This is a genomic window from Lutibacter agarilyticus (assembly GCF_900188235.1).
GTDB classification, from domain to species: domain Bacteria; phylum Bacteroidota; class Bacteroidia; order Flavobacteriales; family Flavobacteriaceae; genus Lutibacter; species Lutibacter agarilyticus.
On sequence record NZ_FZNT01000009.1, the window covers coordinates 112,155 to 126,507 of the forward strand.

Consider the following 14,353-nt stretch of genomic DNA (forward strand, 5'->3'; position numbering starts at 1 on the left):
TATATAAATAATTAAATAATGAAGAAATTACTCATACTGCCTATTTTGGCTATTTACGTTCTTGTACATTCTTGTGCGGAGTCATCATCTAATGGAAAAGATTACAAAGATGCATCTTTGTCTATAGATGAACGTGTAGAAGCTTTATTACCGCTAATGTCTTTGGAAGAAAAAGTAGCTCAAATGCGAATTTTTCATGCAAATATTGGTGTGAAATCTGACGAAAATGGAAAGTTAATCCTTTCAGAGAGAGTTGTTAAAAAATTAAAAATAGGTATTGCTGGTATTAAAAACCCAGGAGAACATATTGATGCAGTTGCCGCAGCGAAATTAAATAACGAACTTCAAAAGTATATTATAGAAAACAATAGATGGGGAATTCCAGCATTGTTTGTTACTGAATCATACAACGGAGTAGATGCTGAAGGTTGTACAAAATTTGGAAGACCAATAGCATCAGCAGCATCATTCAATCCAGAACTGGTTAAAAGACAATGGGATGTTGTAGGTAGAGAAGCACGTTTGCGCGGTATGCATATGTGCCATTCTCCTGAAGCAGATTTAGTGAGAGATCCTCGTTTTGGAAGAATGAGTGAAGCTTTTGGTGAAGACACTTATTTAACAACTCAAATGGTAACAAGTGCTATTAAAGGTGTTCAAGGAGATTATGAAGGTTTAGGGAATGGTACGCATATTGGAGCTGTTGCAAAACACTTTGCAGGGTACGGACAAGTATTAGGTGGTTCAAACTTTGCAGCTATTGAAATTTCTGAACGTACATTAATTGATGAAATTTATCCACCGTTTGAAGCAGCTGTAAAAGATGCTCAAACATTAGGAGTTATGGCTTCTCACGGAGATTTAAACGGTATTGCTAGTCACGGAAACCCAGCTTTATTAACAGGTGTGTTGCGTGACGATTGGGGATTTAATGGTTACGTAGTTTCAGATTCAAATGACATTGCTCGTTTGTATTACTTTATGAAAGTAGCCGAGTCTCCTGAAGCAGCTGCTTTAATGGGATTAGAAGCAGGTATTGATATTGATTTATATGCCGAAGATTCTTACGCATATCTTCCAGAAATGGTAAAAACAAACCCTGAAATTGAAAAATTAATCGATAGATCGGTTAGAAGAGTTTTAAGAACAAAATTCATTTTAGGTTTATTTGACAATCCTTATATCGATATTCCTGAAGTTGAAAAAGGAGTGCGTGCAGCATCATCATTAGCGTTGGCTAAAGAATCTGATTTAGAATCTGTGATTTTATTGAAAAATGAAAATGAAGTATTGCCGTTAAATAAAAACAAATCGCTTAAAATTGCACTTTTAGGACCGCTTGTTAAAGAAAATACAAAAGCGATGTTTGAATCAGTAACAGGTTCAAATATCAAATATGTTGCAGAAAAAGGATTTAATCTTACTGATGGAAGTAAAGGAGCTCCTAACTTATTAGAAAAAGATCCAAAAGCAATTGCTAAAATGGTAAACATGGCAAAAGGAGCTGATGTAGCTATCTTGTTTTTAGGAGGTGATGAGCATACTTCAAAAGAAGCGTTTTTCAACAAAGCTTTAGGAGATAGAGCAACTATAGATCCTGTTGGAGCACAAGATGAATTAATAGAAAAAATTAAGGCTACCGGAAAACCAGTAATTGTAGTGTTAAAACACAGACGTACATTGTCTATCAACGTTATTGCTGAAAAAGCAGATGCTATTTTAGATACCTGGGATTTAAGTGAATTTGGTGATGAGTCTACAGCAAGAATTATCTTTGGAGAAGTTTCACCTTCTGGTAAATTACCTGTTACAGTACCAAGATCTATCGGTCAAATGCCTTTTCACTATAGCATGAAAGAAATCAATTACAAAAAAGGGTATTTATTTCTTGAAGACGGACCAATTTACTCGTTTGGTTATGGTTTAAGTTATGCTTCTTTTGAGTATTCAGATTTAAAATTATCAAGTAATGAAATTACTCCTTATAGCGAAATTGAAGTAAGTGTAACTGTAAAAAATACAGGTAAAGTAAAAGCTAAGGAAGTGGTTCAAATGTATATTAAAGATGAAATAGGTTCGGTTACAAGACCAGATAAAGAATTGAAAGCATTTGATAAAATTGAATTAAACCCAGGTGAAGCTAAAACAGTTACATTTAAAATTACACCAAAAATGTTAGAGTTTACAGGTCTTCAAATGACTAAAGTTTTAGAAGCAGGAGATTACACAGTTAAAGTGGGAACTTCTTCAAGTACACATATAGAAACAGCGTTTAAACTAAAAAAATAAAAAAATGGTAAATAAATCATTATTAAAATTAGTTGTACTAGTAACAATTTTTAGTATTTCAATTGTTCAAAAATCAACTGCCCAAGATGCCTTAGATAAAGCAGCAATTGAAGCTTCCATGATAAAAGCTTTAGAGTGGCAAGAAGCACATCCTATTTTTGCATTAGCACCAACCGATTGGACTGAAGGTGCTTATTATACAGGTGTAGTGCGCGCGCATAAAACCACCAAAGATCAAATATATATGGCTGCCTTAAAAAACCAAGCGTATTGGAATAATTGGCAAACGTATACGAGACTACATCATGCCGATGATGTTGCTATTTCATACAGTTACATATATATAGGTATGAATGATAAAAGAAAAGGTTTTGTAGATTTAGAGCCAACTAAAAACTTCTTAGATGCACATTTATATGAAGATGATGTATGGAAACAAGGAACAAGAAAAAATGAAATGGGTCAAACTATTTTATGGTGGTGGTGCGATGCTTTATTTATGGCGCCTCCAGTTTTGAACTTGTATGCTAAACACACAAAACAGCCAAAGTATTTAGACGAGATGCATAAATTTTATATGCAAACGTACAATCAGTTATACGATGAAGATGAGCAACTGTTTGCAAGAGATATGCGTTACGTTTGGAAAGGTTCAAAAAAAGATAAAAAAGAAGAAAACGGTAAAAAAATATTTTGGTCTAGAGGAAATGGCTGGGTACTTGGTGGTTTAGCATTAATTTTAGATGATATGCCAAAAGATTACGAACATTATTCTTTTTACGAAAACTTATACAAAGAAATGGCTGCTAGAATTTTAGAATTACAACCTGAAGATGGTTTGTGGAGAACAAGTTTGTTATCTCCAGAGTCTTACGAACATGGTGAGGTAAGTGGTAGTGGTTTTTATACATTTGCTTTAGCTTGGGGTGTAAATAATGAATTGTTAGATAAGGATGTATATACGCCTGCAGTAAAAAAAGCTTGGAATGCATTAGCTAAATGCCAACACGAAAATGGAATGATTGGTTGGGTTCAAAACATTGGGGCATCTCCAGAACCAGCATCTTATGATAGCTGGCAAAACTTTGGTACAGGCGCTTATTTAATGGCAGGAAGTGAAGTATTAAAATTAGATAAATAGTCTTTTATACTATTAAAATAACAACGTTAAGTGTGGTTTTAAGTACCTAATTTTTATAGGTAAATAAAATACGCTTAGCGTTTTTTTATGCAAAACAGGATAGTGCAGGATTGTTTATATAGCTATAATATAGATATTTAGTCTCTAATCTTAAATTTTATAATATGAAAACAAAATTACACAAAACTTTATTATTTTTATTAGTAACAGTATTTGCGTTGCAAGTACAAGGGCAAGCCTTTGTTACAGGTACACTTGGTACTTACAAAATTAAAGTACAAGGTACAAATCTTTATTTAACACAGTCTACTACTACTGATGCTGTAACGTATGAAACAGAAGTTATTGGTAGTGACACACAGCTGTTTATAATTAACGATCATCCCGATTTAGAATATTATTCTATTACGTCTAAAATTGTAGGTAAAGGAGCGTTAGAGACTTTAAGTATAGATACTGATAAACCAGCATTAGGCTGCAAAGGTAATCTTGCTGGAGGGGTTGGACAACAGGATAAATGGAATCTTACCAGAGGCGTAGGTACTCAAATTTTCCTAGAAAGTGATCCTACTGATACAGGTTGGGATGGGAAATCTAAAAGAAGATTTCAAGATTATGCAGAGGGAGCTCCAGCCTTACTTAATGGAGGAACAGCTGTAGCATTTGACTGGATTTTTGTAGAAGGGTTGACATTAAGTAATGAAGAATTTGATACAAGTGCTTTTTTCATGTCTAATCTTGTTAATGACCAATTAACAATTCAAGGGCTTCCTTCTAATGTAAAACAAATTGCTGTTTATTCTTTATTAGGTCAAAAATTAATAACTAAAGAAGTAAGTTCAGAATCTTTAAACATGAATGTTAGTTCATTAAAAACAGGTATGTATATTGTTGATTTTATTGGAGAAAACGGACGATTTACAAAAAAGATCATCAAACAATAAGTAAATAAGTATTTTACTTAAAAAAGGACTATCTAATATCTTAGGTAGTCCTTTTTTTGTATAAGTACTTAAAAATCAAATTTTTTTTTAAGTTCAAATAGTTGAAAATGTAAGCATTTTACGAATGCATCTAAAATTAGATATAAATGAAAAACTTTTTAGTAGTACTTACTTTTTTTAGTATTGCAATTTGCACAGCACAAAGTCAAGAAAAACCAAATATTCTTTGGATTACTTGCGAAGATATTAGTCCTTACTTAGGTTGTTACGGTTTTCAACAAGCTCAAACTCCCAATTTAGATAAATTAGCAAGTGAAGGTATTCGTTTTACAAATGCTTATGCTAATGCGCCAGTTTGTGGTGTAGCACGTACAACATTACTTACAGGTATGTATGCACCAACAACAGGAACGCATAATTTTAGAACAAATACAAAATTACCAGAAAGTATTCCTGCGTACCCTAAAATATTAAGAGAAGCAGGTTATTATTGTACCAATAATTATAAGAAAGATTACAATTCTAGTTACGAAACAGATAAAAGTTTGTGGGATGAATCTAGCAAAAAAGCACATTACAATACCCGAAAGCCAGGACAACCATTTTTCGCTGTGTTTAATATCATTCAAACACATGAAAGTCAATTAGCTGAAGATAAAATAAAAGAGTATGTTGCAAATGGAGACCTTCCAAAAAAGCCTAGAATTAACCCATCAGCTATTGTGTTACCACCTTACCATCCTGATGTTCCAGAAATAAGAGTAGATTGGGCAAGGTTTCATGATTTAATCACATTAATGGATAGAAAGGTAGGAGAACTGTTACAAGAATTAAAAGATAAAAATCTAGAGGAGAATACCATTGTATTTTTCTATTCAGATCACGGTGGAATGTTGTCACGGTCTAAACGTTACCTGTATAATGTAGGAACACAAGTACCTTTTATAGCCTATTTTCCTAAAAAGTGGAGGCATTTAGTATCCTATCAACCAGGAAGTACTGAAGATGGTTTTGTGAGTTTTGTCGATTTTCCAAAAACCTTGCTATCTATCGCAAATTGTCCAGTTCCTGAGAAAATGCAGGGTAAAGTATTTTTAGGGAAAGACAAGGAAGCAAAACCAAATTATGTTCATTTTTATAGAGACCGTATGTCTGAACGTTACGATTTTAATAGAGCTGTAACAGATGGTGAATATTATTTAATCCAAAATTTTGTTCCTCACAGGCCAAGAGGTCGTTCTACAAGATATGGTTATACTGTGCAACAAAATTGGAGAGCTAATGAAGAAAGCTTTGCTAATGGTAACTCAAATGCTGTACAATCACAATTTTATCAGCCAAAAGAAACGGTTGAATTATTCAATACAAAAAACGATCCTTGGCACATTAAAAGTATTGCTGAAGAAAATGAAAGCGTTGAAAAATTAGCAGAATTATCTCAAGAATTAGATCGATGGATGATTGAGATACGTGATATTGGTTGTATACCAGAACCAATGTTTCATGATTTGGTTGGCGAAGGTAAAAAGTACGCAACTATATACGAATATGCACAAAGTGATGCCTATGAAATAGAAAAAATACTACCTATTGCAAAACTTGCAGCACAAGGTTCTTTGGAGAATAAGAATGATTTTTTAGCTTTTATAGAAGATTCAAACCCAATTATTAGATATTGGGGTGCTTACGGTATTTTTAGAATTGCTCAAAATGATACAACAATTCAAGAAAAATTGATTCAATCAATAGAAAAAGAGCCTATTCCTGTAAACAGACTTATAGCTGCACAAGCATTAGCATTATCAGGTGCTAAAGAAAAGGCTTTTGAATATTTACATAAAGAAACTAAAAATGCTCGTGATGGTTATGTGTTTTTATTTGGTCTAAACGCATTGCAATATTCACATACTGATGAGTTTTTAACAAAGCAAGATTGGATAGATTTTAAAGCCCAAACTTTTGAAACCGATGCTGCCATAGATAAATTTGGAAAAGAATACAGTAAACGTATTATGAATGATGCATTGGCACTTTGGCCTAATAGACGAGTAGTTGATTAACGATTAAAAAAAAGTAATTTAATAATATTAAAAAAACCGCAATCCTTAAATGGAATGCGGTTTTTTAATATAAATTTTTTAAACTTCTTAGTTATTCAAAATGGGGAAATATTTGTTAAAGAGAATCTCTATCAATAAAATTAAAAGGTACTTTTACCTTCCCTCGTTGATTGTTTAAAATCATATTGGCAGCAGTTTGTCCCATCACTTTAAAATCGGTAGAAATTACAGTAATTCCTAATAGCTCTTTTAAAGGGGTGTCGTTGTATGAAATAACTCCAATATCTTCACCCAGTTTATACTCAATTTCTCGTACTTGTTTTACAAGATCAACTAAATCGGCTTCTTCAATAGTAATAAATAAATCCCCTTTTTTTAACACCATGTCATCATAAATTTCATCCAGTACTTCAAAGTCAAGATTGTATTCTAAGCAAAACTTTTTAAATCCGTGTAAAATTCTTCTAGGGTATGGATAAACAGCTTTTTCATGATAAATTAAGATGATTTTCTCATATTTTTTTTGAATTTTAGGTAATGCTTCTTTAAGCGCATAATAAATATCATTTTCAAAATCTTGAACAACTTCAATAAAATTTCCATCAATTTTTTCACCAAACTTTGTGTTGTCTAATACAACTAATTTATTTCGAGGTATTTTTTTGACGGAATTGATAATATCTTCAGTGTAGCTTAAATGTTTTTGATTTTCAGTTTTAAAATGAGGCATGATTACAAAATAATCATATACAGATTTATATTTCTCTAATAAATTTAAAAACAAGTTTTCCTCACAATGATAAATATGTATATCGGTATGTGAATTAGCTCCAATGCTTTCAATAAAATGGTTATAGGTTCTCATTTTATAGGAACTCAATTTATTCACTAAAAATAAGATATTCACTTTTGAAATTAATTTAGTTCTGGAAATGTAAAAACCCTTCCCCCGAATTGAAGTTATAATATTTCGTTCTTTAAGAATACTATAGGCCTTTTCAACAGTATCTCTAGATAAATAAAACTCTTCACTAAACATATTTATTGAAGGAATTTTTTGATCCATTGTAAAGTTTCCAACAGAAATATTATGAATAATAGAATCAATAATTTGTTGGTACTTTGGAACCCTAGAATTTTCGTCAATTTTAATAAACTTTGATAAGTCCATAATTTAGTTTTTCGAGATATAAAATAATTTACTTAGCACAAATTTAGTAAGTTTAATAGAATAAAAGTATTAAAATGGGTAATAAATAGTACATAAAGTACACTAAACTCTTAGTTGTTCTTAAATATTCAAGTTTTGAAGTTACAATAAATTTTAGGAGTGTAGAATTAGGATTATAATTTATCATTTATTTTTTCAGTTTTAAAAAATAGAGCTGCTATATGGTGCACTGTGTTAGGTAGTTGGGGTGAAAAATGAGATGTATAGCAGCAAAAGTTTCTATTTTAGTCATGAATTTACTTATAAAATAAATTTAAATAAATAATAGTAACGCTTTATGAGTATGTTTTTGCTGTTAGTAAATTATTGATTGTCAATTATTTATTCATGTTTTTTAATTGGGGGTTTTATTTGATATTGGTAAATATTTATCATACGGTATAGTACAGGATAGAAAAACTTTAAAAGAGGTTTATTTTTGAATTAACTAAAAGGACTAACTAAAAAGACTAACAATAAATGAAAAGTTTTAAATACGTAGATTATTTATGGGACCAAGATCGGGCAGCTCAACTTGAAAACAATCAAGTTGATTTATTTTTATATAGATCAAATATTTTAGGTGCAGATTTAAGAATCACTAATTATGGAGGTGGAAATACCAGTTGTAAAACAATTGAAGTAGATCCTTTAACGAATGAGGAAGTTGAAATTATGTGGGTTAAAGGTTCAGGAGGAGATATTGGAACTTTAAAAAGATCTGGAATTGCAGGGTTGTATACGAAGCGTTTAAGAGACTTGAAAAATGTTTATGGAGGTTTGAACGATGAAGATCGTATGGTAGGTTTGTTTAATCATTGTATTTATGATTTAGATAGTAAAGCACCTTCAATTGATACACCTTTGCATGGTTTATTACCGTTTGCACATATAGATCATTTACATCCAGACGCATTAATAGCTGTTGCAGCTGCAGAGGATAGTGAAAAAGTAACCAAAGAAATTTGGGGAGATACTATGGGATGGGTACCTTGGCAACGTCCTGGTTTTGATTTAGGGTTGCAGTTAGAAAAATGTTTAGAAGATAATCCTGGAATTAGAGGTATTGTATTAGGATCTCATGGGTTATTTACTTGGGGAGACACCTCTTATGAATGCTACATGAATAGTTTAGAAGTAATTGAAATGGCTTCTGAATATATTGAACAGAAAAGTAACCAAAAAGGAAGTGTTTTTGGAGGTCAAAAAATAGAAAGTTTACCAAAAGTTGCACGTTTAGAAAAAGCAGCTCAAATAATGCCGTTATTACGTGGTTTATGTTCTTCTGAAAATAGAATGATTGGACATTTTTCTGATAATGATGTGGTAATGGAATTTATAAATAGTAATGATTTAGAAAGATTAGCTCCAATGGGAACTTCTTGTCCAGATCATTTCTTAAGAACAAAAATTCAACCATTAGTTTTAACATTAAGTAAAAACGAAGATTTATCAGATTCTAATGCGATATTAAAAAAATTAACGCCGGCTTTTGAGGCGTATAGAAAAGAATATGCAAACTATTACAATACGTGTAAAAAAGACAATAGTCCTGCAATACGAGATGCAAACCCAGTAATTATTATTTATCCTGGAGTTGGTATGTTTAGCTTTGCTAAAAACAAACAAACTACCCGTGTTGCAAGTGAATTTTACATCAATGCTATCAATGTAATGCGAGGAGCTGAAGCAATTACTTCATACACTTCATTACCAAGACAAGAAGCATTTGATATTGAATATTGGTTGTTAGAAGAGGCTAAATTGTCAAGAATGCCAAAAGAGCTTCCATTATCGCGAAAAGTTGCTTTGGTAACTGGTGCGGGAGGTGGAATTGGAAAAGCAATTGCCGATAAATTAGCTGCAGAAGGAGCAAATGTTGTTTTAACTGATATTGCTGAAGATCGCTTAATTGAAGCCAATGCAACTTATAAAAGTGATGTTGCTACTTATGCCGTATGCGATGTAACTAGTACAGCATCTATCAAGGCTGCTTATGAAAAAGCAATTTTAGAATTTGGAGGCGTTGATATTGTGGTGCATAGTGCAGGTTTGGCAATTTCAAAACCATTAGAAGAAACCACCGATAAAGATTGGAATATATTACAAGATATTTTAGTGAAAGGTCAGTTTAATTTAGCAAAACAAGCAGTAGCTATTTTACGTAAACAAAATTTAGGTGGTGACTTTATTTCTATTGCTAGTAAAAACGGATTGGTATCTGGACCAAATAACGTAGCTTATGGTACTGCAAAAGCAGCGCAACAACATATGGCGCGTTTATTAGCAGCAGAATTAGGAGGAGATAAAATTAGAGTAAATACAGTAAATCCTGACGGAGTTATTGTTGGGAGTAAAATTTGGGAAGGTGATTGGGCTGAAGGAAGAGCTAAAGCTTACGGTATTACTGTTGAAGAGTTACCTGCTCATTACGCAAAAAGGAATTTATTAAATGAAATTATATACCCAGAAGATATTGCCAATGGCGTATTTTCTTTAGTCGCAATTTTAAATAAAACTACAGGAAACATTGTAAATGTTGATGGTGGAATGGCAAACGCATTTGTGCGTTAACGTTTATATTTGAATTGCAATAAGCTACCGTAAGCTAGTACGAAGTTTGTGGGGGTTTTTGAAACTGAAAAATATTATAAAAATGAAAATACAAGAAGAACAAATTCAAATTGAAAACCAAAAGGACTTAGCATCACATGTTGAGAGTTTAGACTTTTTATCAAACAAGTTAACAAAGCAAAACTACGATGTAAATGCAATTATATCAAAATTAGCTGATTTTCAAGTAGCAATTCCAAGTTGGGCATTAGGAGCAGGTGGAACTCGTTTTGGACGTTTTTCATATTTTGGAGAGCCATCAAATTTAGAACAAAAGATTGAAGATGTAGGTATCATACATTCACTTACAAAAACTGCTGGAGCGGTTTCTTTACACATTCCTTGGGATGTGCCAGAAGATTATACAGCTATTAAAGAAGTAGCCAATTCATTAGATATTAAATTTGATGCTGTAAATTCAAATACATTTCAGGATCAAAAAAATGCAAAAGAAAGTTACAAGTACGGTTCATTAAGTAACGTAAGTCAAGCAGTTCGTGAGCAAGCAATTCAACACAACTTAGACGTTATAAATATTGGAAATAAATTAGGTTCAAAAGCATTAACAGTTTGGTTAGCAGACGGTTCTTGTTTTCCTGGTCAAAATAATTTCCAAACAGCATTTCAAAATACGCAAGATAGTTTAATTGATATTTACAAAGGTTTACCACAAGATTGGAAAATGTTAATTGAATACAAGCCTTATGAGCCAAACTTTTACAGTACTGTAATTCAAGATTGGGGAGCTTCATTAATGTTAGCAAACGGATGTGGAGATAAAGCGTATACATTAGTTGATTTAGGACACCATTTACCAAACAGTAACATAGAGCAAATTGTTTCGATTTTACAATTAAAAGGTAAATTAGGAGGTTTCCACTTTAACGATAGTAAATATGGTGATGATGATTTAACAGCAGGAAGTATTAAGCCTTATGCATTGTTCTTAATTTTTAATGAATTAGTGTATGGAATGAAAAATAATCCTCAAAATCCAGATTTAGCTTGGATGATTGATGCTAGTCATAACGTTAAAGATCCTTTAGAAGATTTAATTCAATCTTTAGAAGCAATTCAAGAATCGTACGCTAAAGCATTGTTAGTTGATCAAGATGCATTAAAAGCAGCGCAGCTAGATAATGATGTTGTAAAATGTCAAGAAATATTACAAGGAGCTTTTAGAACTGATGTGAGACCATTGTTAGAAAAAGCACGTTTACTAAGCGGAGGTGTTTTAAACCCAATTAAAGCATACAGATCTTTAGATGTTAGAGAAGGATTAATTAGAGAAAGAGGTAAAAATACAATAGCTACAGGACTTTAAGATATCTGGAATGAAACAAAAAGTAACCGCAGTTTTTGATATAGGGAAAACCAATAAAAAGTTTTTCTTATTTGATAAAAACTTTAAAGAAGTTCATAAAGAATACATTTCTTTTGATGAGATTGAAGATGAAGATGGGTATCCTACTGAGAATCTTCCAGCATTAAAAGAATGGTTGAAAGAAGTTTTTAACCGAATATTAGAAGCGAAAAAATATAAAGTTCAGGCAATTAATTTTTCAACGTATGGTGCTAGTTTGGTTCATATTGATGAACATGGCAATCCTTTAACGCCTTTGTATAATTATTTAAAACCGCTTGATCAAAATATAATTGATGATTTTTTTAGTAAATATGGACCTAAAGAAGAATTTCTGAAAACAACAGGATGTTCAGATTTAAGTATGCTAAATTCTGGTTTGCAATTGTATTGGTTGAAACATTCAAAACCTGAGGTTTACAAAAAGATTAAATATTCATTACATCTACCTCAATATTTGAGTTATATTTTTGCTAAGATTCCTTTAAGTGAGTATACAAGCATTGGTTGTCATACAGCACTTTGGGATTATGGTAAAAAAGATTACCATAGTTGGGTGTATAAAGAAGGTATTGATAAGAAATTACCACCAATAGTTTCAACAGAAACTAGTATTAATATGAATTACAATGGTAATCGTATTAAAATTGGTGTAGGTATTCATGATAGTTCAGCAGCTTTACTTCCTTATGTAAGAAGTATCAAGAAAAAGTTTGCTTTAATTTCAACAGGTACTTGGAGTATTGTTTTTAATCCATTTACTGAAAATCCTATTTCAACAGATACTGATGACAAAGACGCGATTAATTACATGCGAATTAATGGGAAACCTGTTAAAGCATCGCGCTTGTTTCTAGGAAATGAATACAAGGTACAAATAGAGAAGTTAAGAGAGATATATGGTGTAGATAAAGATTATCACCGTACAGTAAAATTCAATTGCGATACTTTTAAAGAAATCAATAAAGATTTCAAACATTTTTTCAAATGGGAAAGTATTGTAGATGAAGATATGCCAGAGCAATCTGATATTTCTTTTGATAATTACGATTATGCTTACCACCAATTAATGACCGAACTAGTGTTATTACAAATCAAATGTATAAAAAAAGCCATTGGAAGCGATGCTGTTTCAAGACTTTATTTAGATGGAGGGTTTAGTGATAATGAAGTGTACACTAAGTTGTTAACACATTATTTTAGAGATAAGAAGTTAAGAACAACAAAGGCATCACTTGGTTCAGCATTAGGTGCAGCAATTTCAATATCTGATACAAAACTAAATTCAAAATTTTTAAAAGAGAATTATGCGCTTAAAAAGCACGTGCCGTTTATTATTAGCGGTTAAATAATTCTTTTAACAATACGATTATTAACATTGAAAATTTAATTTTCAAATTATTTTATTAAATATTTTTTAAAATGTCTAAAAACATAAAATTAATTCACCCAAGAAATCAAATTACTGAAATCATTAGTAGAATTTATAAAAGAGGAATGACTACTACTTCAGGGGGGAATATATCTATTATTGATGATAGTGGCGATATTTGGGTAACACCATCAGCAGTAGATAAAGGATCTTTAACACCAGCCGATATTATTTGTGTTAAAAAAGATGGAACTATTATTGGAGAACACAAACCTTCATCTGAATTTCCATTTCACAAAGCTATTTACGAAGCAAGACCTGATATTAAATCGGTGATACATGCACATCCTCCTGCATTGGTTTCATTTAGTATTGTACGCCAAATACCTAATACAAATGTAATTTCACAGGCAAAACATATTTGTGGACCAATTGGTTACGCTAAATATGAACTTCCTGGAAGTGATGAACTAGGTGAGGTTATTGCTGAAGAGTTTAAAGAAGGGTACATGGCAATTATTATGGAAAACCATGGTACTGTTTTAGGAGGTACTAGTTTAACTGATGCTTTTGAACGTTTTGAAGCTTTAGAATTTTGTGCAAGAACTATTTTATATGGTTCTCAAATAGGGAAACCTAATTATTTAACAGATTCTCAAATTGAACAATTTGAAGCACAAGTGCCAGCAAGTATTCCAGAAATGGATGTTGTTGAAACTCCATCTGATGAAGTAGAAAAAAGATTAGAGATTTGTAATATTGTTAATCGCTCATGTGAACAAGGATTAATGATTAGTTCTTACGGAACAGTTTCTATGAGATGGAAAGATAACGACTTTTTAATTACGCCTACAAACGTAAATCGTTGGGATTTAGAAATTGATGACATCGTACAAATTAAAGATGGGAAACGCGAAGCAGGTAAAACACCTAGTAGAGCTACTTGGATTCATCAAGAAATTTACAAAAATAATCCAAATATAAATTCAATTATTATGACTCAGTCACCATACCTTATGGCATTTGGTATTACTGATTCTTATTTAAATGTACGTACAATTCCAGAAAGTTGGATTTTCTTACAAGATATTCCTACTGTAAAATACGGAGAGCATTTCAAAACCAATACAAATTCTAGCATTGTAGAAAATTGTACAACAGCTTTAATTATTGAAAACGATTCAGTAATTATAACTGGAGATAAATTATTACAAACATTCGATTACTTAGAGGTTGCAGAATTTAGTGCAAAATCTGTCGTTTTAGGAACTTCATTGGGAGAAATGGTGCCAATAAATGATGACCAAGTTGAAGATTTAAGAAAGAAATTTTTATCGTAATAAAATAACTATTAATTAAAA

General features: G+C 31.7%; 9 protein-coding genes. 8 read left to right on the forward strand and 1 reads right to left on the reverse strand.

The annotated features are described in order from the left end of the window. The first annotated feature begins 18 nt into the window (after window positions 1-18). From CHB67_RS14510 to CHB67_RS14525, 4 genes are all read left to right on the forward strand, one after another. Window positions 19-2,289 (forward strand): glycoside hydrolase family 3 N-terminal domain-containing protein, encoded by a 2,271-nt coding sequence (locus tag CHB67_RS14510; RefSeq protein WP_089382516.1) that lies wholly within the window; start codon window positions 19-21, stop codon window positions 2,287-2,289. Window positions 2,290-2,293: 4 nt separating this feature from the next. After that, window positions 2,294-3,430 (forward strand): glycoside hydrolase family 88/105 protein, encoded by a 1,137-nt coding sequence (locus CHB67_RS14515; RefSeq protein WP_089382517.1) that lies wholly within the window; start codon window positions 2,294-2,296, stop codon window positions 3,428-3,430. 164 nt (window positions 3,431-3,594) lie between these two features. Beyond that, window positions 3,595-4,374, forward strand: coding sequence for a T9SS type A sorting domain-containing protein (locus CHB67_RS14520; RefSeq protein WP_089382518.1), 780 nt, complete (start codon window positions 3,595-3,597; stop codon window positions 4,372-4,374). A 146-nt stretch (window positions 4,375-4,520) separates the two neighbouring features. Further along, on the forward strand, window positions 4,521-6,434 hold the full coding sequence (locus tag CHB67_RS14525) for a sulfatase family protein (RefSeq protein WP_089382519.1): 1,914 nt from the start codon (window positions 4,521-4,523) through the stop codon (window positions 6,432-6,434). 115 nt (window positions 6,435-6,549) lie between these two features. Here the strand turns inward: CHB67_RS14525 and CHB67_RS14530 are convergent, their stop codons facing one another. Next, a complete protein-coding gene (locus CHB67_RS14530; protein WP_089382520.1) occupies window positions 6,550-7,605 on the reverse strand; it encodes a GntR family transcriptional regulator in 1,056 nt (351 codons plus the stop codon). Between the two features lie 519 nt (window positions 7,606-8,124). On the opposite strand from CHB67_RS14530, the gene CHB67_RS14535 reads away from it, so the two are divergent. From CHB67_RS14535 to CHB67_RS14550, 4 genes are all read left to right on the forward strand, one after another. After that, complete coding sequence (locus CHB67_RS14535; RefSeq protein ID WP_089382521.1) at window positions 8,125-10,218, forward strand: bifunctional aldolase/short-chain dehydrogenase; 2,094 nt, start codon at window positions 8,125-8,127, stop codon at window positions 10,216-10,218. A gap of 82 nt (window positions 10,219-10,300) precedes the next feature. Beyond that, on the forward strand, window positions 10,301-11,581 hold the full coding sequence (locus tag CHB67_RS14540; RefSeq protein WP_089382522.1) for a sugar isomerase: 1,281 nt from the start codon (window positions 10,301-10,303) through the stop codon (window positions 11,579-11,581). Between the two features lie 10 nt (window positions 11,582-11,591). Beyond that, window positions 11,592-12,968: an FGGY-family carbohydrate kinase gene (locus tag CHB67_RS14545; RefSeq protein WP_089382523.1), complete on the forward strand. Its 1,377-nt coding sequence runs from the start codon at window positions 11,592-11,594 to the stop codon at window positions 12,966-12,968. A 74-nt stretch (window positions 12,969-13,042) separates the two neighbouring features. After that, window positions 13,043-14,332: a class II aldolase/adducin family protein gene (locus CHB67_RS14550; RefSeq protein WP_089382524.1), complete on the forward strand. Its 1,290-nt coding sequence runs from the start codon at window positions 13,043-13,045 to the stop codon at window positions 14,330-14,332. The last annotated feature ends 21 nt before the right edge of the window (window positions 14,333-14,353 follow it).

Bases quoted from the DNA above. Each gene is read 5' to 3' on its own strand.
- CHB67_RS14510 (WP_089382516.1), top strand. From the start codon at position 19: ATGAAGAAATTACTCATACTGCCTATTTTGGCTATTTACGTTCTTGTA.
- CHB67_RS14515 (WP_089382517.1), top strand. From the start codon at position 2,294: ATGGTAAATAAATCATTATTAAAATTAGTTGTACTAGTAACAATTTTT.
- CHB67_RS14520 (WP_089382518.1), top strand. From the start codon at position 3,595: ATGAAAACAAAATTACACAAAACTTTATTATTTTTATTAGTAACAGTA.
- CHB67_RS14525 (WP_089382519.1), top strand. From the start codon at position 4,521: ATGAAAAACTTTTTAGTAGTACTTACTTTTTTTAGTATTGCAATTTGC.
- CHB67_RS14530 (WP_089382520.1), bottom strand. From the start codon at position 7,605: ATGGACTTATCAAAGTTTATTAAAATTGACGAAAATTCTAGGGTTCCA.
- CHB67_RS14535 (WP_089382521.1), top strand. From the start codon at position 8,125: ATGAAAAGTTTTAAATACGTAGATTATTTATGGGACCAAGATCGGGCA.
- CHB67_RS14540 (WP_089382522.1), top strand. From the start codon at position 10,301: ATGAAAATACAAGAAGAACAAATTCAAATTGAAAACCAAAAGGACTTA.
- CHB67_RS14545 (WP_089382523.1), top strand. From the start codon at position 11,592: ATGAAACAAAAAGTAACCGCAGTTTTTGATATAGGGAAAACCAATAAA.
- CHB67_RS14550 (WP_089382524.1), top strand. From the start codon at position 13,043: ATGTCTAAAAACATAAAATTAATTCACCCAAGAAATCAAATTACTGAA.